This is a genomic window from Bradyrhizobium sp. Pa8 (assembly GCF_052588265.1).
Map to the genome: position 1 here is coordinate 3,775,049 of NZ_CP176767.1, position 26,153 is coordinate 3,801,201.

Genomic DNA, 26,153 nt, shown 5'->3' on the forward strand with positions numbered 1-26,153 from the left:
TGTGAAAGAAAGTGCAGCGAATGTGATAGGACAGGCTTTGGCTGTAACGAATTGGAATAATTGGCGTTTTAGCGTGGCCCCCATGATGGATTGGAGCGAGAGTTCAAGTTTTTCAATGCGATAGAAGGCGGCGTGTGCACGATCTGTGCACCGGGAGCTCAAGGAAAATCTTGCGACAACCAATGTGGAGAGGCCGTCCTAAAGTGGAGTGGCCGCTTCCGCGTTGCGCTTGTGCGCTACCGCCTAACGACCTCGCCAAGCCCGATCCCCCGCTACGTAACCTTCGCATCCGCGCCGAGTGCGCGCTGTTGCTTATCCGAAAAGAAGGGGATTCACTCGACTTGCCTTCACCCGTTCACGGTTGGCGCTTCGTTCCATACGTGGCAGTTGCTCAAGTGCGTGGCCCTGCCAACACTGATCGGGGCAGGGACACGGCTATCGATCGGCAATGACGAGAGTGATCTCGTAAAGGCGCTTCGGGAAAGCACGCAACAAACGACCAATCGTGACACGCGGATGTAGGAAACACGCGGCTCGCATAGAGATGTCGTTCCTCCTAGAGGAGAGGGTGGGGAGCGAAAATTCTTTGGGAAGCATGCCTGCTGAGACGGGTTCCCATACCTGTCCGTTTGCCGCAGCTTCTTCGAGACGCGCTCCCATAATGATCGTCATCCGAGCGTTCCGCGCGAAATCCCTCGCTTGGCTCGTCGAACGGCGGAGGCGCGGCTGACGCCCGTGTTAGGAAATCACTCCTATCCAAGTACAGGCGTTGTGGCGCGTTCCGATGCTGTCCAGTTGCTGACAGGAAGTGCTTGCGTCGGGCAGAGCTTGGATGAATGCTTTAGAGATGATCGAGGTCAAGCCTCTGACGCAGCGGACGAACGAACGCGAAGGAATTGAATTCGGGTCATTCCGCCTGATCGTGTCCCGCAGGTTGCTTTTGAAGCACAACAAGCCGGTCACGCTCGGAAGCCGTGCGCTCGACATACTGGCGGTCCTGGTCGAGCGTGCTGGAGAAGTCGTCAGCCATAAGGAACTGCTCCAGCGGGTATGGTCGGATCTCGTCGTTGAGGAGGCCAACATCCGCGTCCATATCGCGGCCTTGCGCAGGATCTTGGGCGATGGACTCATCACCACCGTAGCCGGCCGAGGTTATTGCCTTGTCGCATCGATCAGGCACGTCGATGGAGCGGGGCCAGCGACGAACGTTCCGATAAGGCGCCTTCAGAGCCGGCAACTTCCTCCCAAGTTGCTGCGGATGATTGGCCGGGACGGCGTGCTCGAAACCTTGCATCGAATGATCCAATCCCGGCGTTTTGTCACAATTGTCGGCCCCGGCGGCGTCGGGAAATCCACTGTGGCGGTCGCTCTCGCATATCAATTCGCCGGCGATTTTGAAGACGCGACGTCGTTTGTGGATCTCAGCACTCTTCGCGACAGTGCGTTCGTCGTATCGGCGATCGCCTCCGTCGTCGGCTGTGTGGTGGAGACTCAGGATTCGCTGCCCCGACTGCTGGCATTCCTCGCCGACAGGCGGATTCTTATCGTCCTCGACAACTGCGAGCATGTCATCGACAGCGTGGCGGCGCTCACGGAAGGACTTTTCCGGGAAGCGCCACTGGTCCACATCATCGCCACCAGCCGCGAAGCACTGCGGGTCCACGGCGAGAACGTCTATCCCCTGCAATCGCTCGACGGTCCGTCGACCGAGCCGATCCCCAGCGCAGCCGAGGCACGCACCTATCCCGCAGTCCAGCTCTTCATCGACCGGTCGATTGCGGCCGGTTACCGACAGGAACTGACGGAAAAGGATGTGCTGATCGCCGCGGAGATTTGTCGTCAACTCGACGGAATTCCGCTGGCGCTCGAACTCGCCGCCAGCAAGGCCGCCACTTACGGTATCGGCGGACTCGCGCAACGGGTTGGCGATCGGCTGATGTTGCTGTGGAAAGGGCGGCGCGGCGTGCCACGGCACGAGACTCTCGCCGCAATGCTCGACTGGAGCTACGATCTGCTGACGGAGCCCGAGAGATCGGTGCTCCGCTCGCTTTCGGTCTTCGTCGAGGCGTTCACCCTCGATATGGCACAGGCGGTCGCGTCCGGTTCGGATCCGGAAGATATTCAGACCCTGGATATCGTTGCGAGCCTGGTCGACAAATCGTTGATTTCGGTATCGAGGAGCGGCCAGGCCGTCTCATATCGGCTGCTTGACACGACGCGCACTCATGCCGCGGTCAAGCTGAGGGAATGCGGAGACGAGAGCGTCATCCTGAGACGACACGCATCGTACTTCGCCGCGATGCTTGCGGACGCGCGGATCGGGGATTGGACTGAGGCCGATCTGGAGATTTACGCCCGCTACATCGGTGACGTCAGAGCTGCGCTTGAATGGAGTTTCTCCGACGCCGGGGACCGGGCGATTTTCTCGGCAATCGGGGTGGCTGCCGTGCCGCTGTTCCTTGCAGTTTCGCTGCCGGGCGAGTGCCGCCGGTGGTGTTTGCGAACGCTTGCCGCGTTATCCGACGATGTTCGCGGCACGAAGCTCGAGATGGAGTTGCAGCTCGCATTGGCGACGTCGTCGCAGCACGCTCACAACGATACGTCGGAGGTGTTGTGCGCGCTGGAGCGGGGGCTCGTGCTTGCCGATTCCCTCGGTGATGCCGCGTACCAGCTGGAGTTGCTCGCGGGGCTCAATGTCTACGGGACCCGGTTTGCCGACGCTGGCCCTCCGTTGGCGGCCGCGAAGCGGTACGCCTCCATTGCGACGACGCGTGGCAACGCAGGAGAGAGGGTAACCGCCGAGTGGATGCTCGGATCGAGTTATCATCTGATCGGAGACCAGGCATCTGCATTGCAGAATTACGAAAGAGGTCACGCGCGCGCGAAGGCGTCCGGCCTCGGCGAGATCCGTTGCTTTGGTTACGATCACCGGGCGAGGGCTCTGGTCGGGTATGCGCGGACGCTCTGGCTTTGCGGGCATCCCGATCAGGCCATTCAATTCGCGCGGGAAGGAATCGAGCTTGTCGAGCGAGAGCCACGGCCTGCATCGTTCGACGTCTGCCTGGTTCTTGCCTTTGCGATTCCGATGTTTCTGTGGCGGGGAGATTTCCAGGTTGCGGAGAAGTACATCGAGCAGCTCATCGCTCATGCCAACAGATACTCGCTGAAGTCGTATCAGGCCGCTGGTCTGGGCATGCACGGCGAGCTCATGATGATGCGCGGGGAAACGGAGCCCGCGGTCGAAGCTCTTCGCGCTGCGCTGCCGGTCCTGCAATCGGAGCGGCGGTTCTTCTTTGTCTCCGCATGCTCGCGCGCTCTGGCGCAGGCGCTAATGCTCACCGGACGTGCCGCGGAAGCACCGATCGTCATCGATGCGGTGCTTGGCGATGCCGCGGCCGGGGGCGGTCACTTCGAGCTGCCGGAATTGATGCGGACCCGAAGTGAGGCGTTGTTGGCGGCATCGTCGGACAACTGGCCGGAAGCGGAGGCGACGCTCGAAGCCGCGCTCGAGCTGGCGCGGCGGCAGTCGGCAATCGGCTGGGAGTTGCGTTCGGCGATGATGCTTAGCCGTCAGTGGCGCGATCGAGGTCGCAATACGGAGGCGCAAACCCTGCTTGCTGGCACTCTTGGCAGATTCACCGAAGGATTCGAGACGTTGGATCTGTGCGAGGCGGCACGTCAGCTGCGCGAGTTTAACGGATAAGTGTCCTACGGCGAGGGAGCCGCGGGCGCCATCCGTGCTCTGTCGAAGCGTCCGGAACTCGTCACCGGAAGCCGGTTGATCCAGGCTGTCTTGAACCGGGTTCACGGTCATTCTGCAGCAATTTCACTTCCACCACGCCATGGCTCGCCACTATCACAACGAACTCGCTCCAGGCCTCGGCGCCCACGCCTAGTCGCAACGATTTGCACGGGCTTACAACGATATACTCGTCCGCCCACGCAGGAGGTGCAGAGTCAGGAAATGATCACCAAGCCTAGCATAGTTGTTTTTGCCGCGGGGAATACCATGCATGACGCCGACGGTCCGACCGACTCCGAGACCGGTGCTCCGCCTTGCGCTCAGCGCTGTGGTCGTCAGGCCGAGAGCATGGATCTTTCGGATTTCGAGGTCATGCTTTTGGCGATCGCGAGTCACGATCTCCGACAGCCGTTGCAAATCCTGCAAAGCGCGCATGAGCGGCTGGGACTAGGGCCCCGGACCAAGTCCGAACAGCATCTCCTCGAGATCGGCCAGACGGCAATAGATCAGTTGAAGAGCCAATTGGATCAACTGGTCGAAGCCGTCCGCCTGCACGAGCGCGCCAGGCATATGCGGCTGTCGCCGATCAGGCTGGCTCCATTGCTGCGCGAAGTTCAACGGGAGAATGAGGTCATCGCCGCCGAAAAGGCCGTGGCGATCAGCGTGGTGCCAAGCAGTTCGCTGGTCATCAGCGATGCGTCGCTGATGAGGACAATTCTGAGAAACTTGATCGGTAACGCGGTGAAATACACGCCGCAGGGCGGCCGCATTCTTGTGGGTTGCCGACGACGCGGCACGGGAATTCGGATCGACGTGATCGATACGGGGATCGGGATGACCAACGACCAGGTATCGGTAATTTTCGAAGCGTTCACACGGCTTGAGTCGAGCCAGGCCGACGGATTTGGCATCGGCCTCTTCATCGTCAGGCGTGCATGCGCCATTCTCGGCCATCGCATCGACGTCAGTTCGGCGCCGTCGCGCGGGACCCGGTTCTCGATCCTGGCCGAGAGAGCCTGAGCCGAAGGTTTGACGAGCGTTCGACCCCGCATCTGTCGGCTGGCCGCATCCCGCTGCCTGTCTCATTTGTCAGACGGCTCGCCGCGGCCGGCGCCGGCGTTGCTCTCGCTAGCCAGCCCAGCGCGACTGCCGGATCATGGTGCAAAAATTGATGCGATGGAAATGAGGGTCCTTGTCCGCGAGGACGTCGGCCTTGACGTTGCCGAACGTCGTTTGAGGCTTGTGCTTGATGCCGTCGTAGAAGGCCTGAATGATATCTTCCTTGAAATGGGGCGTGCGCGGATGCGCTGAGACGACGGCGCGGCGCTGGATGTCGGAGAATTCCGCATATCCGATCCCAAGAACATCCATTTCAACGCCGGCGGTGACGAGGGCGATGACGGGGTGCATGTGCTGGGGTATCCCCGGTGTCGTATGCAGGGCGATGGCCGTCCAGACGAGAGCGATGTCAGCCTCGGCGATCTTGTGTGATCGCAGGAATTTGCGGGCGGCGTTCGCCCCGTCCACCTCGAAGCGCTCGCCGTGGCTGCAATGCTTCGGCGTCAGCCCCATGTCGTGGAACATCGCGCCAGCGTAGAGCAGTTCGGGATCGAAGACGAGGCCGCGCCGCAGACCTGCGAGCACGCCGAAATGGTAAACGCGGCTGGAGTGATTGAACAGCAGCTCGGATTCCGTGTCGCGAACGAGCTCCCGGATTTCCTTGCACAGCCTGGTGTCGGGTATGTTGATGTCGTCAATCGATTGCATGGATCTGCTCCTTGAGGTTTCCGCGAGCCGTGGAACCGCCGCCGAGCCAGCGCACCGGAAGCATGGCTGCGTAACGTCATTGATCTTGGTGCGTTCGAATTTTCGTGGGAAGTGAAACGACTTCAACCTCACGATGAGCGATCTTCATGCCGAAGCGATGGATCGACCACGGCGCTTGACCAGATCGGAGCGGGTGGGCATCGCAGGCGCGGTTGTGCCTGCCCACATGCAAGTTTGTGAAGCGGTGCATTGACAGACCATGATGGCTGGCACGTGATGCACGAGGGCGGTGCGATCGGTCGGCCAGAGCGATTTCCTATTAATGGAGCAGCCGTCTCCTGGGGATAGACTGAGGTGGTCCATTTGTCGCAGGAACACAGTCAGGTTGATGTCATCGAGTTCGGGCCGTACCGGCTTTTCCCCTCGAAGCGGCTACTTCTTGCGGGACAGAGTCCGGTGGAGCTCGGAAGCCGGGCTTTCGACATTCTTAACCTTCTGCTCCAGCGTCGCGGTGAGGTCGTCAGTCGACGGGAGATCCTCGACCGCGTCTGGCCTGGCCTGACGGTCGACGAGGCTAATCTTCGCGTCCAGATGAGTGACCTTCGTCGTGTTTTGCGGTCGAGCGGCGACGATGTCCCTTACATCAGGAATGTTCAGGGGAGAGGCTATGTCTTCGTCGCGCCTGCCGCGCAGGCAGTTCCAGCGCCGGAACACGGCGCAGAGTCCGGTCCTCTCATGCGCGACGGTGTCCGACTGCCGAAGCGGCCGCAGCATCTGGTCGGCCGCCGCGATGCCATTGACGCGCTCGTTGCGCAGACCTTGGCCTGCCGCTTCGTGACCATCGTCGGTCCGGGCGGAATCGGCAAGACGACGCTGGCGGTCGAACTCGGCCACCGGCTCACCGGCGAGTTCGGCAGCGAAATCTCGTATGTTGATCTCGGCGCGCTCAAGGCTCCCGATCTGGTTCTGTCCAGCATCGCTGCCGCGCTAGCCTACACGGTTCATACCGGCGACCTGCTGACCGCCCTGGCGTCATTTGTGGCGGATCGCCGGCTCCTCCTCATTGTCGATTGCTGCGAGCACGTGATCGAAGACGTCGCGGAAATCGCGGCTACGCTGTTTCAGCGGGCACCGAATCTTCACCTCATCGCCACGAGCCGCGAAGTCCTGCGGGCCGACGGAGAAACCGTCTACTTCACCGAGCCGCTCGAGCTTCCGGCGGAAGGAGAGGATATGACCGTAGGCGATGTTCTCCGCGCTCCGTCCGCCGAGCTGCTGATGGAGCGCGCCGCCGCAAGCGGGTGTGCCGGAAGCCTTGACGACATTCATGCGCCGGCGTTGGCCGAGATCTGTCGACGGCTCGACGGCAATCCGCTCGCCATCGAGCTGGCGGCAAGCCGGCTGGTCACCTACGGATTTGCCGGCGTCCTCGAAGGGCTTCGTGGCCGTGCCGTCCTGCACTGGCTAGGCCGGCGTCATGGATCGAGGCACCGTACGCTCGAAGCGACTCTCGACTGGAGCTTCCAGTTGCTCTCGGACGTCGAGCGGCGCGTGATGGTCCGACTCTCGGTTCTGATCGGTCCGTTTTCGATGCAGGCGACTCGTGCTCTTGCGGTCGATGAAATCGACGACGAGTGGACCGTGGCCCGAGCTCTCGAAGAGCTCACCGATAAATCCCTGATTTCGATCCTTCCGGCCGACGACACCCGCCTGTACCGGATGCCGGATATTACGCGCTTCTATGCGGAAGTGAAGCTCGCGGAGAGCGGCGAGCGCCAGGAGGTGCTGCGCCGGCACGCGCGCTTCTGTGTGGATGCCTCGTGTCGCGCTGACGCCGTACCGCGTCATTTGATCGAACAATCGGATCTGAAGAGCGATCTTCACGTCGGAAATGTCCGCGCTGCGCTGGAATGGTGTTTCTCTGATTTGGGGGACCGGCAGCTCGGCGTCTCGCTCGCGGCGTTTTCATCGCGGATGCTGCTTGATCGGTCGATGCTGCGAGAATGCCTCCGATGGTGCGAGCTGGCAGTTGCCTCGATCGACGAAGCGAAGCCGTCGTCGATCGCAACGCTGCGGCTCTACGAAGCGCTCTCGTTGTGCCGAATGTATCTGACGGCCAATGACGACCAGGTGGACCAGACGATCAGGCGGGCGCTTGATTTGGCCGTTGCGCTGGAGGAGCGGGAATCGGAGCTGCATCTCCTCGCGGGCCTCAATCTTTTCCTTACCCGACGAGCGGACTATACCGGGGCGCTGGCTGCGGCGGAGCGCTTCGCGGAGCTGGCGCAAACCTCGCAGGACGCCGTCGAGATCGCAGCCTCGGAGTGGATGCTGGGGTCGACTCATAATCTCATCGGTCACCAGCAGCTCGGGTTGGAGCTGATTGCAAGGGGTATTGCGCGCGCGGAAGCGCTGGGCATCGGCAAGACCTTCTATTTCGGCTTCGACAACAAGGGCAGAAGCACTATCGGACGTGTCTGGACGTCGTGGCTATGCGGCCTGCCGGATACGGCACTGCGCCGGGCGGCGGAGGTCATCGAGGCGTCAGGCGGAGAGAGCCATCCCGTCTCGGCCTGCATCGCCTATCTCTACACGACGATCGTCGTGCTCTGGGCGCGTGAGCTGGACTGGGTGGAGAGACTGACCGAAGCCCTGATCGTCGTCGCCGGCAGGCACCAGCTGAAACCCTATCGAACCGGTGGGATGGCGCTGAAGGGTGAATTGCTGGTGGCCAGAGGGGAGGTCGCAGCGGGTGTTGCCGTCCTCAAGGGCGTGCTCGATCCGCTTCGGGCGGAGCAGTTGACGATCATGCGGATGCCGGCTATGCGCGCCTACGCCGAAGGTCTTGCTCGTTTGGGCGACGTCGAGCAGGCGCAGACCGTGATCGCGGATCTCGTCGAACAGGCTCAGGCGAGGCCGACCTATTTGCTGCCCGAGCTGTTGCGAACCCAGGGCGACATCATGCTTGCGGGGTGTCCCGAGGACGGCACGCGCGCCGAGGAATGTTACCGGAAAGCGCTCGCGCAAGCCAAAACCGACGGCGCGCTAGGCTGGGAGCTGCGCGCAGCGCTTTCGCTTGCGCGACTATGGCGACGGTCCGAGCGTGCGGCCGACGCGGCGGAATTGCTCCAGCGAACCCTGTCCAAATTTACCGAGGGTTTCGAGACGGTCGATCTCGTGGACGCAAGGCAGATGATCGAGTCCCTTCCGAACGTGAATGACGGCAAATCATCATGCGGAAGCGATCGCGAGCGTGCGATTCGGAAAAAGCTGGCGCCGTGAAGCTGGGCGATCGACGGGAGTTTTTTGCTGCGGCAGTGGCGGCGAGTTGTGACTCGCCTGAACTGGGCTCGGGATCAGACGTATTGCGGCATTGAATTGTGTTAGCGCTGCCTCGTCCAAGCAGACCTTAACAGCGATTTTCATGAATTAACCGGAGGTCGCGGGCGGGATGAACTAGCTTGAATTGGCGAGTAGCAGCCAACCACGAGTTTCGCCATGTCCACGCTTATCAATCGGCTCGATCTGAACCTCCTGCGCGTCTTTGACGCCGTCATGGAGGAGCGCAGCGTGTTGCGCGCCGGTCAGAGGATCTGTGTCAGTCAATCGGCCGTCAGTCATGCGCTAAGCCGGCTACGCGAGATGATCGGTGACGACTTGTTCGTGCGGACGACGACGGGCATGCAACCGACGGCGCGTGCGCTCCAGATGGCGCCCCTGATCCGAGAGGCCTGGAAATCGATCGAGTGCGCAATCGAACTGCCCAAATTCGACCCGTGCAGTTCGACCAGGCGCTTCACCGTCGCGGTAAGCGATTTCGTGACCACAGTCGTTGTACCCGATCTACTCGGGCTCCTGAAGCAAGAGGCCCCGCAGGTCGATCTCGCCCTCCGGTCGGACAACATCCTCGATCTGATCGAGCAGCTCGATTTCGGTCATATCGATGTCGCCGTGGGAAGTTTCTCCGAAATACCGGACCGGTTCAGGTCAAGACCGCTGTTCTCGTGCGACGATGTCCTCGTGGCGCACCGGTTGCGGCGGCTTGGCCGGATTACACACGACACGCTGGCGACGCTGACGATGGCCACCGTGTCGACACACGGCGGCGGAGGAGGTGACGGGTTCGTTTCTGCACATGGGCTGGGCCGGCGTTCCGAGATGTTCGACCGAATGGCTCTGGAGAGGGCGTTCCGCGGATCGAAGCGCAAGCCGCGCCTTGCACTGTCCTTGCCGCACTTCCTGGCGCTTCCTGCGCTGCTGGAAGATAGCGAATTGGTTGCGATCGTGCCGCGGCCGCTGGCTGCGCGGCTTGCCCGTGTGCACCCGCTGTCGATGCACGAGCTGCCCTATGAGACCGCGGCGATGGATGTCGCCGTGCTGTGGTCCGAACGCAGTTTCGGCGATGCCGCGCAGGATTGGCTGCGCGGGATGTTGACGCAGGCCACCGCATCTCTTCGTCCGGCGACAGTCGGTACCGAGAGTCCGACGTTATGCCCGCCGCCGGCGTCGCTGCGGCGCATTGCAGCCGACGCGTGAGCGGAGTGGGCGTCCACCTGCATCGTGCTCATCCGGTCCGTGCAGGAGTTTCACTTCCGCGAGCGCTGGGATCAGCTCATACGAACGCCAGGAGGGGGAAGATCGTGAATGGAGACGCGACCATGAGCACCGCACAGGAACGTCGCAATCCGGCGACAGTCGTCGCAAACTGGTCCGATCTCGGCCCGAGCGCGGTGCACGAGATCAGCGCCGCCTTCACGAATCTGCTTGCGGACGTCTTCGCGCTCTATCTCAAGACGAAGAACTTTCACTGGCACATGTCGGGTCCGCATTTCCGCGACTATCACCTGCTGCTGGACGAGCAGGCCGACCAGATCTTCGCCATGACCGACGCCATCGCGGAGCGGGTCCGGAAGATCGGTGGGCGGGCCCTTCAGTCGATCGGCGACGTCGCGCGTCGGCAACGGCTTGGGGATGCCGATGGGCGCGACATGCTCGCCGGGAAAATGTTGGAAGAGGTGCGCGCCGACAATCTTCGGCTTCTCGCCTTCATGCGCGAGGCGCATGCCTTGTGCGACCGTCACGAAGATGTGGCCTCCGCGAGCGTGCTGGAGAACCGGATCGATGAAACCGAGCAGCGGCTCTGGTTCCTGTACGAAGCCACGCGCGATTGATCGTGCGATCTCGAAATAATGACGGAGGCGTCAAAGCCATGATCAAGCTCCGCCGCAGGGACCTTCTGGCCGGAACGGCCGTACTGCTCTGGACCGCAAGGACAGCCGGCGCTGCGACGATCGCCGGGCGCTTACCCTGGGCGCCGAACGCGGGAAACCCGCCACCGCGCACCAGGCTCGGGCCGTGGGAGTTCTTCAGCGGCGATGAGGGCCGCACCATCGAAGCGCTCGCGGATTGCATCATCCCGCCGGATGCGGAGACGCCTGGCGGCACGGCTGCCGGCTGCGCTGTCTTCATTGACCGGCAACTGACCGGCCCGTATGGCCGGCAGGAAGGCCTCTATCTTCGCCCGCCGTTTCAGGCCGGCGCCAAGACCCAGGGACATCAGTCCGAGGCAGGACCGGCTCAAGATTATCGGGCGGGCCTCGCCGCGTTCGATCGGGCATGCATGTCGCGGCGCAGTGGGAGGCGGTTCGCCGAGCTGTCCGGCGACGACAGGATCGTCGTCCTGAAGGCTCTGGAGGCAGGCTCCTTCAAGCTCGACGGCGTCGACGGCAAGTCGTTCTTCGCGCAGGTCGTCAAGGACGTCCAGATGGGCTTCTTTGCGGACCCGATCTATGGCGGCAATCGCGACATGGCGGGGTGGAAGATGATCGGCTATCCCGGCGCACGCTACAACTATCTCGATTGGGTCAACCGCCACAATGAGCGTTTCCCGCTGCCGCCCGTCGGCATGACCGGCAACGCGCAATGGACGAGGTCGTAACATGGCCCGAAGACTTCCTAGAAAAGACGCGGTGATCGTCGGCTTCGGCTGGACCGGTGCGATCATGGCCAATGAGCTCACCGACGAAGGCCTCGACGTCATTGCGTTCGAGCGTGGTCCGTGGCGCGATGCGCCGACTGATTTTCCTCCGGGCTACATGCAGGACGAGCTACGCTATCGCGTTCGTCACGAGCTGTTTCTTCGGCCGGATCAGCTGACATTCACCTTCCGCAACAGGATGGGCCAAACGGCCCTGCCGATCCGAAGCTGGGGCGCCTTCATGCCGCCGAACGGGGTCGGTGGTGGCGGCGTGCACTGGAACGGCGAGATGTGGCGCTTTCTGCCGTCCGACTTCGTCTTGAAGACGCATCTGACCGAACGTTATGGCGCGGCGTTCCTGCCTGAAGACATGACGATCCAGGATTGGGGCGTCACCTATGACGAACTCGAACCGCATTACGACCGCTTCGAGTATCTGTGCGGGACTTCGGGCACAGCCGGAAACCTGCGCGGCCAGGTCCAAGAGGGCGGCAATCCGTTCGAGGGACCGCGATCGCGGCCGTATCCGACGCCGGCGCAGCCGCAGCCGTTCAGCCATACGCTGTTCGGAAAGGCCGCGCGCGAGCTGGGCTACAAGCCATTTCCCCAACCTTCGGGTAACCTTTCGCAGGCCTATACCAACCCGCTGGGCCTTCGCCTGGGTCCATGCACCTATTGCGGCTTCTGCGAATGGTTCGGCTGCAGCAATTATTCGAAAGCCAGCCCGCAAACCACCATCCTGCCATATCTGATCCGCAAGTCGAACTTCACCCTTCGCGACAAATCCGAGGTGATCCGCATCAATGTCGACCGCTCCGGTCAGCGCGCAACTGGCGTGACTTTCGTCGATTCCAGCGGCGAGGAGTGGGAGCAGCAGGCCGATCTCGTGATCCTGTCGGCCTATTCGATGTTCAACGTCCAGCTCCTGCTGCATTCGCAGATCGGGCAGCCCTACGATCCCGTGACGAACACCGGCGTGGTAGGGCGCAACTACACTCACCAGACGATTTCGTCCGTGAACGGCTTTTTCGACAACAAGAGGTTCAATTTCAACCCGTTCATCGGCTCGGGATCGATCGGAATGTGCATCGACGAGTTCAACGGTGACAATTTCGATCACGGACCGCACGGCTTCGTCGGCGGCGGTTATGTCGGCCAGGTTCAGACCGGCGCGCGACCGATCGAAAGCACGCTGGTGCCACCGGGAACGCCGAGTTGGGGCGCCGAGTGGAAGAAGGCGGTGAAGGACAATTATCTCAGCACGGTGAAGCCGGGCACCGGCGTGCACGGCAGCTTCTATTCGTATCGCGACATCTATCTGGATCTCGACCCCGCCTACAAGGACCGCTTCGGACGTCCGCTGATGCGGATCACGATGGATCTGAAGGACAACGAGATCAAGCAGAACAAGTTTCTCACGGATAAGTTCGCCGGGATCATCAAGGCAATGGGCGCCGACAAGCTGGCGATCCTGTATCGCGCCGGGCCGTACGACATCACGACCTATCAGACGACGCATCTGAACGGCGGGGCCATCATGGGGACCGATCCGAAGACGAGCGTCCTCAATCGCTATCTGCAGAGCTGGGACGTTCCAAACCTGTTCGTGATGGGCGCGAGTGCGTTCCCGCAGAATACTGGCTACAACCCGACGCTCACGGTGGGTGCGCTGGCCTATTGGTCGGCGGCGGCCATTCGCAACCAGTATCTCAAGAATCCTGGGAGGCTGGTCGATGCCTAGGGTCCTCCGCATGCGTGCGCTGGCCTGCGTCGCGCTCCTTTCACACTTCGCGATCGGCAGCGCCAAAGCCGGCTCGCCCGACCCGCAGGAGTTCCCCCAGATCGAGCGCGGCCGATATCTGTCGGTCCTGTCTGACTGCGGCGGCTGTCACACCGTTCCGGGTGGCAAGCCGTTTGCGGGCGGGCGGGCGATCGAGACGCCTTTTGGCAATATCGTCTCGCCCAACGTCACGCCGGATCTCGAGACCGGGATCGGAGCCTGGAGTGACGAGCAGTTCGACGCCGCAGTGAGAAAGGGTATTGGGCGAACCGGAGCCCACCTTTATCCGGCGATGCCTTACAATGCGTACACCAGGATGTCGCGCGACGATGTGATGGCGATCCGTGCTTATCTCAATTCGCTGGAGCCGGTCCGGCAGACGCGCGATGCCAATACGTTGCCGTTCCCGTTCAACATCCGCTCCGTCATGGTCGTTTGGAACGCGCTCTATTTCCGCGCTGGCGAATACAAGCCGGATCTCGCCAAATCCGCCGAATGGAATCGCGGCAAGTTCATCGTTGACGGTCCGGCGCATTGCGGCGCGTGCCACACGCCGAAGACGCGACTCGGAGGCGATCGAACCGACCAGTATATGCAAGGCGCAAATCTGCAGGGATGGTCCGCGCCTGATATCACCAATGCCAAGGGTACCGGACTGGGCAATTGGACGGACGGCGACATCGCGCTGTATCTGAAGTCCGGGCATAACCGCATCACCGCGGCGACGGGGCCGATGGCGGAGGCCGTCGAGCTGTCGACCTCGAAGATGACCGATCGCGACAGGATCGCAATCGCGACCTACCTGAAGTCGGTGCCTGGGCAGGAGAATGCATCGGGACCGGCTCCGATCGATACGAAGGTGATGGCGGCCGGCGGCGCGATCTACCGGGATCAATGCTCCGCCTGCCACGCGATCGACGGCAAGGGCGTGCCCCATCTTTTCCCATCCCTCGCGGACTCCTCCATGGTGCGTGCGCTAGATTCGACGACAGGCATCCGGATGGTGCTTCGCGGCGCACGCAGCGTCGGCACCAAGGACGAGCCCACGGCGCCTGGCATGCCGTCCTATGCCTGGCAGCTCGACGATCGCCAGGTCGCCGATGTGCTGAGCTTCGTCAGGAACAGTTGGGGCGGCGCAGCTGCCCCCGTCGATCCAGGCGACGTCGCGCGCGTGCGTTCCCAAACCGCGATGCGCAACGATTGAGCTCCGTCGTCGCGATGTCGATGAGCAGCAGCCCCAAGGCCGTGCAGCAGGACCCGCTTCGTGACGTCGAGCCGATCGATGCACGCGTCGTGCACTGGTTCGATTTCATCTGCCCGTTCTGCTACGTCAGCCAGGACCGAGACGAACTCGTTGCGGCACGCGGCCTCGATATCGTGGACCTGCCTCTGAGAGCTCATCCTGAAATTTCGCTCGCGGGTGTCCGTGTCGGGCCCCGCCGGGGGCCTATGTATCGCCACATCGAGGCCGAAGCTCGCGCAGCCGGCCTCGTGCTCAACTGGCCGTCCCGACTTCCGAGCAGCAGCGTTGCGTTGGGGGCGGCGGAGTGGGCGCGCCGCATCCGTCCCGCGATCTCGCGCGAGTTCAACCGGTCCCTGTTCGAGGCGCACTTCGTCCTGAACCAGGATATCGGAGACGAAGCCACCATTCTGCGTCACGCGGCGCTCCTTGGCCTCGATCCCGCGCTCCTTGCCGCAGCTCTCGCGGACGGATCGACTGCGGGCTGGATTCGCGAGTCCGAGTCTGCAGCCCATCGGCATGGCGTGCGTGGGACGCCCGCCTGGCTTTACCGCGGCAGGCTGCTGGAGGGGGCCCGCTCGGCTGCGGAGTTCTTCCGCTTTCTCGAGGCGGACTAACAATTCGCACCGGTCCGCTACAGCTGTAACCGGACGCCTCGTCGCCTGTAACCGGCCCGTCATCGCTCCACGTCACGATGATTTCGCCGCCCCTGAGTGACGGCCTCGAATGATCGGTCTTGCTTTTCTAGTTGTGTACGTCCCGTGTCTGATCTGGCTTCTGATGGCTGTGGCGAAAGCGCGAAGGCGCGCTCTTCGCTGGGGCGTGGGCAGCGTGCCTGAACTTCTTCTCATGGCGATGTCGCTCCTGAGCAGCGCCGTGGTGGCTGGAATGATCCGGTACCGTGCGCGCGGAATCAGTCTTCCCGTGCCGCTCGTCGAGACCGCCCCCGATCGCTCATCGGCGGTTTCGAAGTGCCTTTGGTTCAAGATGGGTCTGAAGAGGATTTGCTTCCATCCGGCATGCGCGAACCTATGGTCCGGCCGCATGTGATCAGAGCGATCAACAATCCTGCTGAAATCAAGGAGATACCAGCGTGAGCATCAAAGCCGTTGCCAAGCCTGCCAGGACACTTCTCGGCCCGAAGGATCACGCCCTGATCCTGATCGACCATCAGTCGCAGATGGCGTTCAATACCAAGTCGATCGACATCACCAACCTCCGCGCCAATACTGGGATCCTGGCTCGCACCGCGGATGGGTTCAACGTTCCGACGATCATCTCGACGATCTCCAGAGAGACATTCGCAGGGCCGTTGTTCGATGAAATCACGCAAGCGCTTCCGAATGCGGAGATCACCGACCGCACGACCTCCAACGCGTGGGAGGACGAGAACTTCATCGCGCGCGTCAATGCGCTCAAGAAGGATCGCCTCGTCATCTGCGGCTTGTGGACGTCGGTGTGCTGTAACGGACCGGTGCTGTCGGCGCTGGATCAGGGCTTTGAAGTCTATGTGGTTGCCGATGCCTGTGGTGACTGCTCTGTTGAAGCGCACGAGCGGGCGATGGAGCGCATGATCCAGGCCGGGGCGCGGCCGATCACGGCCCTGACTTACCTTCTGGAGCTGCAGCGCGACTGGGCCCGGCTGGAGACCTACGACCTGACCACCGGGATCGCGAAGCAATACGGCGGTGCCTTCGGTGTCGGCATCGAGTACGTCAAGGCAATGTTCGAAGCTCACTAGAGGGCGTCCGGGTTGCCCTCAAAATGGGGATCTCCGGCAGCCGCGGGCGGCTCCGGGACATCATTACGGAACGATTGCGAAGGCCCGGGCCGGGAAGCCAAGGCCTTCCTTGACCTTCGGCCAGGTGACGACGATCAGTGCGCCCTTGACCGGCACTTGATCGAGGTTTGCCATGACCTCGATCTGATAGTGCCCGCTCTTGAGGATATACGTCTCTGACTCCATCTTGTCGGTCGTGTCGGTATCCATGGACTCGTGACCGGTCGCGGTCACATGCCGCTGCTCATAGAGGAACTTGATCGTCTCGAGCTTCCAGGCTGGAAACGGTGTCCGCTTGAACCGCTCGGGATTGCTCTCCCAATCCTTGGACATGTCGGTACGGAGTGCGACGAAAGCACCCTCGGGCACGCGGCCGTGCCTGCGTTCCCAAGCATGCAGATCCTCGAGCGAGAACGCGTGATTAGGATCCTTGGCGAGATAGGGCGTATCGTCTAGCACGATCAGCGGCAGGATCATCTGCTTCAGTGGAATCTTGTCCATCGTCGTCCCATGATCGTCGAAATGCGCGGGCGGGTCGACGTGTGTGCCGTATTGCCCGACCATCTCGTAGTAGGTGGTTCGAAAGCCGTCGTTTGCGATGGTGTAGGGCCGCTTGGTCGCCGGGTCGATTGCTGGTGTCATCCTGGCTTGGCCGAAGCCGGACCAGACGGGCGTATCCGGTCCAATGCTGTGGGTGAGATCGACGAAACGCGCTTTCGAGATCGACATGTAGACGTCGTTGAGTGTGGCTCCGGTCGCAGCGACGCTCGACGCGGAGAAGAGGTACACGCCGGCTAGCAGACGGAGGAGTGTGGCGCGGGAGTCATGATGCATGGTCAGTCCGGACGTTCGAGTCGAGGGAAGCCCAAGATGGCTCAGCGCCCTGTTGCGGGTTGGCACGGAGGATGCCAATCCCAGGGCGCGGTCGCGAATGATCCTACATGTGCAGCGAGATCGCAACGCGGGCGATCGGAGTCGTCTGTCGTGCGCGCATTGGCCTCGGAAGCGGGCGTGCGGTTGCATGGTGGAGATGCGCTGGCGCCGGCGCGGGCAGGAACGGGTCGCGCCGGCAGTAGCCGCCTCGTCCGGACGCTCCGTCATCGCATTGCTCCATCGTTTCATAGCTGCAATTCCACATGTCGGAGGAAGAGTCTCTGCGGCAATATTCCAGGGCAATTGCCGATTGCGGAATCATCGCCACGAGCAGCGCGGAGAGCAGTCCGATCAATGGCCTTGCGGTGCGGGCGCTTGGAGTCTTGGTCATGCCGTTGCCTTCCTGAGTGGGATGTCACGCCTGGCGTCACGGTTCGTGGCGGCGCGGTTTGCGCGGCGTGCAGTTTCGATCATTGACCCCGTTGATCGCGTCCGGAAGTGAAACGATTTCATCTTCGGCTTGCGCATGGTTCCGCTGCATCCCGTTCATCCGAGCAATGAAATCGTTTCACTTCCGCTTTGGATACGAAGCTGGCCAGATGCGGTTCAACGTCGATCCGCGCTGGCGCGGTCGGCTGGCTTGTCGGCAACACGATCATGCTGCCGACTGATTGTGTCACCATAACCAAATGAGGCTGTAAATGAACGACCGCGCGCGTCCTCTCTCTCACGCCACGGGAGCTCCCGTCGCGGACAACATCAACATCATGACGGCTGGCCCGCGCGGACCGGCCTTGCTGGAGAGCATCTGGCTGATCGAGAAGCTGGCGCATTTCGATCGGGAGGTGATTCCGGAGCGGCGGATGCATGCCAAGGGATGGGGTGCTCATGGCACCTTCACCGTCACCCACGACATCACGCGCTACACCAAGGCTACGATATTCTCGCAGGTCGGCAAGACGACACCGATGTTCGCCCGTTTCTCGACGGTGGCAGGAGAGCGTGGCGCGGCAGATGCGGAGAGAGACATCCGCGGCTTCGCCCTCAAGTTCTACACGGAAGAGGGCAATTGGGACATTGTCGGCAACAATACGCCGGTGTTCTTCTTCCGCGATCCGCTTCGTTTCTCGGATCTCAACCACGCGATCAAGCGCGATCCACGCTCGGGATTGCGGTCAGCGGACAATAACTGGGACTTCTGGTCGCTGCTTCCCGAATCACTGCACCAGGTCACGATCGTCATGTCGGATCGCGGCATCCCCAGAAGCTTCCGTCACATGCACGGATTCGGAAGTCACACCTTCTCGATGATCAATGCCGCGAACGAACGGGTCTGGGTCAAATTTCATTTTCGCACGCAGCAGGGCATCGCGAACCTGACGGATCGGGAAGCCACGGATCTGGTCGGCCGCGACCGCGAGAGCCACGGTCGCGATCTGTTCGAAGCTATCGAGCGTGGCGACTTTCCGCGCTGGACGCTTTTCATCCAGGTGATGACCGAGACGCAGGTCAGATCCATCCGCTTCAATCCGTTCGACCTCACCAAGGTATGGCCGAAGGGCGAGTATCCTCTGATCGAGGTGGGGGTCATGGAGCTCAATCGCTATCCCGACAACTATTTCGCCGAGATCGAGCAGGCTGCATTTTCGCCTGCCAATGTGGTGCCGGGAATCGGCTTCTCGCCCGACAAGATGCTGCAAGGGCGCCTGTTCTCATACGGCGATGCCCAGCGCTATCGGCTCGGGGTCAACTTCAATCATATTCCGGTCAACGCACCGAAGTGTCCGTTCATGAGCTATCATCGCGACGGCACCATGCGCACCGACGGCAATCTCGGCGCCACGCCGACCTATTGGCCTAACAGCAAGGGGGTGTGGACCGACCGCGACGTGAGCCTGATCGAACCAGCGCTGCAGATCGAGGGCGAAGCGACCTATTGGGATCACAGGGTCGACGACGATCACTATGAGCAGCCGGGAAATCTGTTTCGGCGGATGAGCCCTGCAAAGCGTCAATTTCTTTTCGAAAACACGGCCCGTGCCATGGGTGACGCTCGTGCCGAGGTCAAGCAGCGCCATATCGCCAACTGCGCGAAAGCGGATCCTGCCTATGGCGCGGGTGTCGCGCGGGCGCTTGGCCTGGAAGCTGAGGTCTAAGCTGCAGGGCAGAACGGGGTCGCTCCGCCCGCCCAATGAAAGCAGTCTCGGCCACATAACGGTTCTTGCGGCGGACTTGAATGCGCCAGTTTCCCGATCCCAATTGAGTGAATGTCGCCACGCATGTGTACCCCGGCTTGCCGGTGCACTATGTGTGCACCGAGATGTCAAAACGGGTACAGAGGTCTGCAATTTCGGCTAGCTTGGAGTGCACAAGTTTCTTCTTCCATCCCACTGAGAGGGTAGGATAAAATATTGAAATATAAAGACTATCGCTTTTCCGTGGCGCCGATAATGGATCGGAGCGAGAGTCAAGTTTTCCAAGTGGTTAGAAGGTGGCGTGTGCACCGGGAGGTCCAGGAAAATCTCATCAGGACCAAGATGAGCAGACCTTTTGAGATACACGTGGGCAGCCTCGGATCGGCGGACGACTACAAGCCGACATTTCCGATGGCGGCGAAGAGGGCTGCTTCGTACTATTCGTCGGTCTGCGCCACAATGGACAATCGAGTCGACCCTGACGACGCTGCGAAGGGCTTCGCGACCGGAGGTACAGAATCGCTTGTTCAGTCAGCTCCGCGATTTGCGGTCAGTCGCTGGCGATATCGCTCGGCATCCCAATTCACCAAGGCGGACTCATTGTCCCGCGTTAGAAAGCGGACTTGCGCAGTGAGAGGCAAGCGGCAGGTCACTAGGGCGAGACAGCTCAGCATCGCCTCGGCGCCGTCGCTTGCATCCTCGCGAGCGACGCACCCGAGGCCTGGAATGAGCAGCGCGACCGGGTGTGGCAGCCCGTCGGCCCGTACTCGTGATGCAGGGGCGCGAAAGTCTTCAACCCGTTCCAGAACGGGTAAGCCCGAACCGAGGAAGACCACATGATCCGGATAAAGCGAACCGCTGGTCGCAATCGCGCGGCTGAAAGGATCGATTGCAATGCTATGGCATTGCGGGTCCTTTGGCAGGCGATACGCCGTGCCGGCGCAGATTGAGCGAAGCGCATCTTCATCTGAGGTAGTTGCGGAGCGCGGCGCAAGCGCAAGGCGGCTCTCGACCTCGTCGACCAGAGCCTCTGCGCCGGCGCAGCTCTCGGCACCGACCACCAGCCCATGATTACCAAGGATAAGCACATCCGCTTTGTCCTGCCTCAGCGTATGATTCACGACGCTGGCGAGCGGCAGTCCCGGATGGTGATAGTCGAGCCAGCGCCAGGCTAGTCCTTCCAGTCGTCTGGTAAACTCCTCCCGCGCATCGGTCCGCACCGCCCAGGCGATGGTATTGACCGAATGGACATGCAACACGACCGTGTGCGGCATGAGCGCGTGGAGCGAGGTCTCGATCGAGGCCCGCAATGTCGTGCCGGCGTCGGGCGCGAGCGGCACCCGTTCATCGCCCTGCGCGAGCGCCGCGCGCGCAGCGCTGAGCGCGACCGGCACGAAGATATTCTTTTCCTCGGCATCTGCGAGCCAAGTGCCTGACGCCACCCAGAGCAGATCGTCGTGCTTGATTGAGGAGTTGCCGCCGGCGCCTTGCACCAACAGGATGTTGCGGCCGACGCGCGCCGACGTGCGGCGCAGCTCGTGGAGCAAGGCAGGTTGCTGTTGCATAGCGTGCCCCTCACCAGGCAAGATGGTTCATCGTCCAGTGCGGCATCGGAACGTCCGCGTCGACCGATCTATGCAAGGCGAGGACCCCGTCCGAAGAATTCCGCGTCGCAATGCGGTGCACGCCCGATCTTAGCAGCAGTGTCAGCATGCCCGCCCTGCGGGCGCCGGCGACGTCGTGATCGAGGCTGTCGTCGATCATCAGCACGCGAGCCGGGTCCGGTTGGCGCAGCCGTTCGAGCGCCGCCGCAAAGATCGGCGCATGCGGCTTACCGACATAGGCCACGCGACCGCCCAGCGTTTCGTAGAAGCGCGCCAATGCGCCGGGCGCGGGGATCAATCCGGTGGCACCGAACATGGCCAGGTCGGGATTGGCGCACAGCATCGGCAGTCCGCGCGCCGTAGCATCCATCAGGCGCGCGCGCCCGCTCGGGTTCGGCAACGGCGTCGTCGAGGCCTGCGAGCAGGATAAAATCGGCCTGTTCAACATCGGTCGCGACGCTGAGGTCGAGCCCGTCAATGATCGAGTGATCGCCACCGCGCGTGACGAGGAAGCACGATTGACCGAGATCCTTGAATGGCGCGCGCGCGCGTTCCCGCAAGCCCGTCCAGGTCACTTCGCCCGAGGTCAGGATGCCGTCATAGGCCGTTGGCGGCAGGCCGAGTCTTGCAAGCCGCTCTTCGTTGCTGCCCGCGCGCTTGCCCGAGTTCGACAGAACCAGCACGCGCTTGCCGGCCGCCTTCAGCCGTGCGACGCAGTCGCGCGCCGCCGTAAACACCGCGCCGCCCTCGTGCAGCGTGCCCCATTGATCGAGCAGCACGTGATCGAACCGGTCGGCGATCGGGCCGAGCGCGTCGATTTCGATGGCGCCAGGTCTCATGATGGACCGCCCTGCATGGCGAGCCGCGCCGCGCCATAGCTTGCTTCGGTTTGCCCAGCCGTGGTCACGGGAACGCCGAGTGCGCGGCGCCTGATCTCGGTCCAGGCTTCATTCACTGCGCCGCCGCCAATGCTGATGACGCGACGTAGTGGCGGTGCGCCGAGCCGCGCGAGTTGCTGATAGGCTAGCGCTTCGATCGATGCGACGCCTTCGAGCAGAGCCTGGAAGAAGCGATGATCTTCCGCCGGGCGCGGCGTGATCCGTGCGGCCATCGTCGGATCGGCAATCGGAAAGCGCTCGCCGGGTTTCGGCAGCGGATAGTAGTCCAGCCCGGTCGGTTCCTCCGGCCTCAGTTGCGGCGTCAGCCGCTCCAGGTCGGCAGCCGAAAAATGCGCAAGCAGCGCGCCGCCGCCGGAATTGGAGGCGCCGCCGGCAAGCCAGCGCTCGCCGAGCCGGTGTGAATAGACGCCCTGATCGGCAGCAAAGATCGGCTGCGTCGCAAGCAGCTTGACCACCAGCGTCGTGCCGAGCGAGGTCACGGCATCGCCGGGCGCATCGGCGCGCGTGGCGATGAAGGCGGCGACGCCATCGGTGGTGCCGGCCGCAATGCGAGCTGAGCCCGACAGGCCAAGCTCCGCGGCGATGTTCGAGTCGATCTCGGCGAACGGCGTCCCCGGCACCAGCACACGTGGCAGCATCGTGCGGGAGACGCCGAGTTGTTCGAGCCAGGCCGGCCAGGTGCGCGTGACGGGATCGTAGCCGAGTTTCAGGGCATTGTTCTCGTCGCTGACGCCGTGCTCGCCGGCAAGCCGGCCGGCGATCCAGTCGGCCTGATGCACGGCAAGGCGCGCTTTGCTGGCTTTAGCCTTGCTCGACAGATGCAGCAGCTTCGCAAGCGCGCTGCTCGCGCCGTGCGCGCCGCTTTCCTTCGGTGCGATCGATGCGATGCGGCCGGCTTCCTTCGCCGCGCGGGCATCGTTGTACATCAGTCCCGGCGTGCAGGGCCGTCCGTCAGCATCGATCAGCAGCAGCGTGCCTGACGTGCCGTCGACACAGATGCGTTCGATGGCATCGAGATCGATGCTGCGGCCGAGCTTGGTGATTGTGACCACCGTCGCATGCCACCAGCATTCCGGATCCTGATCAATCGCATTGCCGTCCTATGAGGACCTGCCGCCATCGACGCCGCGGCTTGGACCGCCGTCGCCCGGGGACATCGGGCGGGCCTTTGCCGAGAACGAGAAGAAGGCCGGCGTCGCGTCGGACACGAGCTTCCGGACTAATCCCGAGGAAGACGCCGAACGGGCTGAGCGGATCCGCCAGACGCGGATCGCTCAGCAGGCAAAGGAGTCAGGCTTGTTCGTCCGCCTGTCAGAGAAGCAGGACAAGCGCAAGCAGACAAGCACGGCCACGACAGACACGCCGGCTGCTTCTCCGTCCGCCTTTCGGCCTTCAACGCCCGATACAGGGCCGTCCGCTGCGGAACTTGCAAAGACGGCGCAGGCGATACTTGACCGATCCAGCGAGATCATCCCCTCGTCGCAAGCGCGAAAGCTGGCCTTCGCGGGGGCGAAAGCCGACACGGAGACCACCAATCCGCACGCCCTCAAACCGGCACCGTCCACCTATGCCGTGATGGCGGGATCGATCATCCCGGCAAGCCTCGTCACGGGACTGAATTCGGACCTGCCTGGGGCGACTATCGGCCAGGTCACCGAGAACGTCTATGACACGGTGACGGGCGAGCATCTCCTTATCCCGCAGGGGACGCGGCTCGTGGGCAAATACGATAGCGTCGTGGCGTTTGGTCAGAAGCGGGCGCTGGTCATATGGAGCCGGCTCATCCTGCCGAACGGCAATTCGATCGTGATCGAGAACCTCCCGGCGACAGACGTTGCAGGCTACGCCGGGCTCGAAGACCAAGTGGATTTCCATACTTGGCAGTTGCTCAAGGGGGTAGCTTTGGCGACCCTGATCGGGGTGGGGACACAGCTTTCGATCGGAAACGACGAGAGCGATCTCGTGAAGGCGCTGCGGGAAAGCACACAGCAAACGACCAATCGTGCGGGGCAGCGCCTGGTGGAACGCGAACTCGACGTGCAGCCGACAATCACGGTGCGGCCGGGCTGGCCGCTGCGGGTGATTGCTTCAAAAGATCTGTTGCTGAAGCCCTACCAGGACATTCGGACGGCGGCCAAAGCGAGATAGTGCCGATGAAGCCTTCGAAACTGCCCGACCGCACCCCTGTAAAGCTCAGCACCACGCTAACTCCGACCCTTGCGGCACGGCTTCGCGACTACGCCGATTTTTACGCAGAGACCTACGGTACGCGGGAGGAGGTGGCCGATCTCGTACCGTTTATGCTCGAGGCGTTTCTTGATGGCGATGCGGATTTTAGGCGAGCCAGTCGGTCAGGAGGCGCGAAGGACCCGACGATTGGTACGCCCCGACGTCTCAATAATCAGTCTACCGAATGAGCCGGGAGCCCCAGCAGAAGCAAGGAACCGGCCTACCAGCCCGCTAGATGCGGTAATGGGCCCGGCTCCGAGCAAGGGGTCATGATGGTGGCTGTCCCCCGATAGATGATGAAACGGGGTCACGATTTGAGTCGGCCCCAAGCATCTGGAGACGGAGGACAGCCGTGGACAATTATGCCGGAATCGACGTGTCATTGGAACTGTCGAGCGTGTGTGTTGTGGACGCCCAGGGTAAGATCCTGAGGGAAGCAAAGGTCGCAAGCGAGCCCGGCGCCTTAGTTGAGCTTTTTGAGGCGCTCGGCTTTGCAGTGAAGCGGATCGGGCTGGAGGCTGGGCCGCTGTCGCAATGGCTGCATGCGGGCCTGAGAGGTGCAGGATTCGAAACAGTTCTGCTGGAAACGCGGCACGTGAAGGCCGCGTTGTCTGCAATGACGGTTAAGACGGATCGGAAGGATGCCCGCGGGATCGCCCAGTTGATCCGGATGGGGTGGTATCGATCGGTACACGTAAAGTCGGTTGACGCGCAAGAGATCCGGGCACTCCTGATCGCACGCAAACAGCTTCTCGGGCGGCTCATCGATGTAGAACTAAGTATCCGAGGGATTTTGCGCGGCTTCGGTCTGAAGGTTGGTCCGGTGACGCGAAGGAATTTCGAAGCGCGGATTCGAGAGCTGGTTGCGGGCCAGGCGACATTGGAGCGCATTGCCGATGCGATGCTTTCGGCGCGATCGACCCTGAAGGCAGAATACGGAAGGCTACACAAGGCTGTGCTGGCAGCTGTGCGTGACGATGCGGTCTGTCGCCGGCTGATGACAGTGCCAGGCGTTGGTCCCCTAGTGGCTATTACCTACAAATCGGCGATTGATGATCCTAAGCGCATTGCAAAGTCAAAGGCAGCAGGCGCGCTGTTCGGGCTCACACCAAAGAAATATCAATCGGGAGAAAAGGACGTCACGGGCGGAATCACGCTGGCCGGCGATGAGACGGTGCGGACGGTCTTGTATGAAGCCGCCAACGTTCTGCTATCGCGTATCACACGGTTCTCGAAACTCAAGCGCTGGGGGATGGACGTCGCCAAACGGCGAGGCTCGAAGCGCGCAAAAGTCGCCCTGGCACGTAAGCTCGCAGTGATCTTGCATCGGATCTGGGTCGACGGCACAACTTACCGATGGGCTGAAGCGGGGCCGATAGCGGCATAGAACAGGCGGAGGAAATTAAGAACGCAACCGGGCTGAACTGAAGCCCAATGCCCGAAGTCCCGTCGCCGGGACGGTGGATCCGGTGAAGCCGTTACACGCCCAGTGGCCGTCGTCTGACGAACCACGCGTATCTAGATAGGCTCACCGCTCCCTCTGACAGCATGATGTGGCGGCCAGGCGTCGACCACGGACAGAAGCATGAGCTCGGCGGCGTGACGTTCACTCGGGAGGCTTGACATCATCGGGCCCATTACAGAAGGGCGTGTACCCATAAACCCGATCAGCCCGCGCGGAGGTAGGGCCCGCGTCCGTTTAGTCTTCAAGACCGGACATGGCCAGTTCGCCCTAGCTAGTCCGCTAAGAGCCAACAGGGGAAGCAGCCGCGGCTTGACCGTTCACTGAACAAGCACGTCCTGATGGCGTCCGGCGCGGCCAAGCCTGGAATGCCTCAGCGACACGATTAGCGGAAAAGCCGCCGCCGGGTTGAGCGCGGCGACGGCTTCTTCTTTACGCGCTCAGACGGCCGCGACCACCCGCCGCGTCGCACGAAGGAAACGGTTAGCGGGCGCTGCGACGCCATCAATTGGATGACGCTCCTGTTTGCGCAATTCATCGACTAGACGTTCGAGGTAGGGCGGCAGAGGCGAGGCTTCACGAGATAAGTTCTGTTGCAATCTGTC

20 protein-coding genes and 1 pseudogene are annotated in these 26,153 nt (G+C 62.1%); 14 read left to right on the forward strand and 7 right to left on the reverse strand.

Annotated features, from left to right (window positions below; genetic code table 11):
* The first annotated feature begins 847 nt into the window (after positions 1-847).
* Entirely contained in the window at positions 848-3,703 is a 2,856-nt protein-coding gene (locus ACKWRH_RS16815) for an ATP-binding protein (RefSeq protein ID WP_445221480.1), read from the forward strand.
* 306 nt (positions 3,704-4,009) lie between these two features.
* Positions 4,010-4,762, forward strand: a complete 753-nt coding sequence (locus ACKWRH_RS16820) for a sensor histidine kinase (protein ID WP_445221481.1) — start codon at positions 4,010-4,012, stop codon at positions 4,760-4,762.
* A 108-nt stretch (positions 4,763-4,870) separates the two neighbouring features.
* On the opposite strand, the gene ACKWRH_RS16825 is transcribed toward ACKWRH_RS16820, so the two are convergent.
* Positions 4,871-5,509 carry an HD domain-containing protein gene (locus tag ACKWRH_RS16825; RefSeq protein ID WP_445221482.1) on the reverse strand — a complete coding sequence of 213 codons (639 nt, stop codon included), beginning with the start codon at positions 5,507-5,509 and terminating at the stop codon, positions 4,871-4,873.
* A 354-nt stretch (positions 5,510-5,863) separates the two neighbouring features.
* Here ACKWRH_RS16825 and ACKWRH_RS16830 point away from each other — a divergent pair, with 354 nt between their 5' ends.
* The 8 genes from ACKWRH_RS16830 (at position 5,864) to ACKWRH_RS16865 (ending at position 16,247) form a co-directional block, all read left to right on the forward strand.
* Positions 5,864-8,791: an ATP-binding protein gene (locus tag ACKWRH_RS16830; protein ID WP_445221483.1), complete on the forward strand. Its 2,928-nt coding sequence runs from the start codon at positions 5,864-5,866 to the stop codon at positions 8,789-8,791.
* Between the two features lie 216 nt (positions 8,792-9,007).
* The gene (locus tag ACKWRH_RS16835; protein WP_445221484.1) at positions 9,008-10,045 is read left to right on the forward strand and encodes a LysR family transcriptional regulator; all 1,038 of its coding nucleotides are present in this window, start codon (positions 9,008-9,010) and stop codon (positions 10,043-10,045) included.
* A 122-nt stretch (positions 10,046-10,167) separates the two neighbouring features.
* Positions 10,168-10,680 carry a Dps family protein gene (locus ACKWRH_RS16840; protein WP_445221485.1) on the forward strand — a complete coding sequence of 171 codons (513 nt, stop codon included), beginning with the start codon at positions 10,168-10,170 and terminating at the stop codon, positions 10,678-10,680.
* 38 nt (positions 10,681-10,718) lie between these two features.
* Positions 10,719-11,447, forward strand: coding sequence for a gluconate 2-dehydrogenase subunit 3 family protein (locus ACKWRH_RS16845; RefSeq protein WP_445221486.1), 729 nt, complete (start codon positions 10,719-10,721; stop codon positions 11,445-11,447).
* A 1-nt stretch (position 11,448) separates the two neighbouring features.
* Positions 11,449-13,227, forward strand: coding sequence for a GMC family oxidoreductase (locus ACKWRH_RS16850; RefSeq protein WP_445221487.1), 1,779 nt, complete (start codon positions 11,449-11,451; stop codon positions 13,225-13,227).
* Positions 13,220-14,470, forward strand: coding sequence for a c-type cytochrome (locus tag ACKWRH_RS16855; protein ID WP_445221488.1), 1,251 nt, complete (start codon positions 13,220-13,222; stop codon positions 14,468-14,470). The genes ACKWRH_RS16850 and ACKWRH_RS16855 overlap by 8 nt, the downstream gene beginning before the upstream one ends.
* Before the next feature lie 20 nt (positions 14,471-14,490).
* Complete coding sequence (locus ACKWRH_RS16860) at positions 14,491-15,123, forward strand: DsbA family oxidoreductase (protein WP_445221489.1); 633 nt, start codon at positions 14,491-14,493, stop codon at positions 15,121-15,123.
* A 482-nt stretch (positions 15,124-15,605) separates the two neighbouring features.
* A complete protein-coding gene (locus ACKWRH_RS16865; protein WP_445222422.1) occupies positions 15,606-16,247 on the forward strand; it encodes a hydrolase in 642 nt (213 codons plus the stop codon).
* A 63-nt stretch (positions 16,248-16,310) separates the two neighbouring features.
* On the opposite strand, the gene ACKWRH_RS16870 is transcribed toward ACKWRH_RS16865, so the two are convergent.
* Positions 16,311-17,120, reverse strand: a complete 810-nt coding sequence (locus ACKWRH_RS16870; protein WP_445221490.1) for a cyclase family protein — start codon at positions 17,118-17,120, stop codon at positions 16,311-16,313.
* Positions 17,121-17,223: 103 nt separating this feature from the next.
* Complete coding sequence (locus ACKWRH_RS16875; RefSeq protein ID WP_445221491.1) at positions 17,224-17,550, reverse strand: DUF3551 domain-containing protein; 327 nt, start codon at positions 17,548-17,550, stop codon at positions 17,224-17,226.
* A gap of 310 nt (positions 17,551-17,860) precedes the next feature.
* On the opposite strand from ACKWRH_RS16875, the gene ACKWRH_RS16880 reads away from it, so the two are divergent.
* Entirely contained in the window at positions 17,861-19,315 is a 1,455-nt protein-coding gene (locus ACKWRH_RS16880) for a catalase (protein WP_445221492.1), read from the forward strand.
* A gap of 566 nt (positions 19,316-19,881) precedes the next feature.
* Here the strand turns inward: ACKWRH_RS16880 and ACKWRH_RS16885 are convergent.
* The 4 genes and pseudogenes from ACKWRH_RS16885 to ACKWRH_RS16900 all read right to left on the reverse strand — a co-directional run.
* On the reverse strand, positions 19,882-20,919 hold the full coding sequence (locus tag ACKWRH_RS16885) for a class II aldolase/adducin family protein (RefSeq protein WP_445222423.1): 1,038 nt from the start codon (positions 20,917-20,919) through the stop codon (positions 19,882-19,884).
* 10 nt (positions 20,920-20,929) lie between these two features.
* The gene (locus ACKWRH_RS16890) at positions 20,930-21,301 is read right to left on the reverse strand and encodes an HAD-IA family hydrolase (RefSeq protein ID WP_445221493.1); all 372 of its coding nucleotides are present in this window, start codon (positions 21,299-21,301) and stop codon (positions 20,930-20,932) included.
* Positions 21,186-21,797 (reverse strand): hypothetical protein, encoded by a 612-nt coding sequence (locus ACKWRH_RS16895; protein WP_445221494.1) that lies wholly within the window; start codon positions 21,795-21,797, stop codon positions 21,186-21,188. Before ACKWRH_RS16895 ends, ACKWRH_RS16890 begins: the two co-directional genes overlap by 116 nt.
* Positions 21,794-22,957, reverse strand: a pseudogene (locus tag ACKWRH_RS16900) (FGGY-family carbohydrate kinase); the annotation flags it as partial. The pseudogene ACKWRH_RS16900 and the gene ACKWRH_RS16895, both read right to left, overlap by 4 nt.
* Positions 22,958-23,153: 196 nt before the next feature.
* Between ACKWRH_RS16900 and ACKWRH_RS16905 the strand changes: the two are divergent.
* From ACKWRH_RS16905 to ACKWRH_RS16915, 3 genes are all read left to right on the forward strand, one after another.
* Complete coding sequence (locus ACKWRH_RS16905; protein ID WP_445221495.1) at positions 23,154-24,005, forward strand: TrbI/VirB10 family protein; 852 nt, start codon at positions 23,154-23,156, stop codon at positions 24,003-24,005.
* 5 nt (positions 24,006-24,010) lie between these two features.
* Positions 24,011-24,274, forward strand: coding sequence for a DUF2274 domain-containing protein (locus ACKWRH_RS16910; RefSeq protein ID WP_445221496.1), 264 nt, complete (start codon positions 24,011-24,013; stop codon positions 24,272-24,274).
* A gap of 164 nt (positions 24,275-24,438) precedes the next feature.
* Complete coding sequence (locus tag ACKWRH_RS16915; RefSeq protein WP_445216185.1) at positions 24,439-25,473, forward strand: IS110 family transposase; 1,035 nt, start codon at positions 24,439-24,441, stop codon at positions 25,471-25,473.
* The last annotated feature ends 680 nt before the right edge of the window (positions 25,474-26,153 follow it).

Bases quoted from the DNA above. Each gene is read 5' to 3' on its own strand.
- ACKWRH_RS16910 (WP_445221496.1), top strand. From the start codon at position 24,011: ATGAAGCCTTCGAAACTGCCCGACCGCACCCCTGTAAAGCTCAGCACC.
- ACKWRH_RS16870 (WP_445221490.1), bottom strand. From the start codon at position 17,120: ATGCATCATGACTCCCGCGCCACACTCCTCCGTCTGCTAGCCGGCGTG.
- ACKWRH_RS16855 (WP_445221488.1), top strand. From the start codon at position 13,220: ATGCCTAGGGTCCTCCGCATGCGTGCGCTGGCCTGCGTCGCGCTCCTT.
- ACKWRH_RS16850 (WP_445221487.1), top strand. From the start codon at position 11,449: ATGGCCCGAAGACTTCCTAGAAAAGACGCGGTGATCGTCGGCTTCGGC.
- ACKWRH_RS16880 (WP_445221492.1), top strand. From the start codon at position 17,861: ATGAACGACCGCGCGCGTCCTCTCTCTCACGCCACGGGAGCTCCCGTC.
- ACKWRH_RS16860 (WP_445221489.1), top strand. From the start codon at position 14,491: ATGAGCAGCAGCCCCAAGGCCGTGCAGCAGGACCCGCTTCGTGACGTC.
- ACKWRH_RS16840 (WP_445221485.1), top strand. From the start codon at position 10,168: ATGAGCACCGCACAGGAACGTCGCAATCCGGCGACAGTCGTCGCAAAC.
- ACKWRH_RS16815 (WP_445221480.1), top strand. From the start codon at position 848: ATGATCGAGGTCAAGCCTCTGACGCAGCGGACGAACGAACGCGAAGGA.
- ACKWRH_RS16845 (WP_445221486.1), top strand. From the start codon at position 10,719: ATGATCAAGCTCCGCCGCAGGGACCTTCTGGCCGGAACGGCCGTACTG.
- ACKWRH_RS16875 (WP_445221491.1), bottom strand. From the start codon at position 17,550: ATGACCAAGACTCCAAGCGCCCGCACCGCAAGGCCATTGATCGGACTG.
- ACKWRH_RS16890 (WP_445221493.1), bottom strand. From the start codon at position 21,301: ATGCTGTGCGCCAATCCCGACCTGGCCATGTTCGGTGCCACCGGATTG.
- ACKWRH_RS16820 (WP_445221481.1), top strand. From the start codon at position 4,010: ATGCATGACGCCGACGGTCCGACCGACTCCGAGACCGGTGCTCCGCCT.
- ACKWRH_RS16825 (WP_445221482.1), bottom strand. From the start codon at position 5,509: ATGCAATCGATTGACGACATCAACATACCCGACACCAGGCTGTGCAAG.
- ACKWRH_RS16835 (WP_445221484.1), top strand. From the start codon at position 9,008: ATGTCCACGCTTATCAATCGGCTCGATCTGAACCTCCTGCGCGTCTTT.
- ACKWRH_RS16885 (WP_445222423.1), bottom strand. From the start codon at position 20,919: ATGCAACAGCAACCTGCCTTGCTCCACGAGCTGCGCCGCACGTCGGCG.
- ACKWRH_RS16895 (WP_445221494.1), bottom strand. From the start codon at position 21,797: ATGAGACCTGGCGCCATCGAAATCGACGCGCTCGGCCCGATCGCCGAC.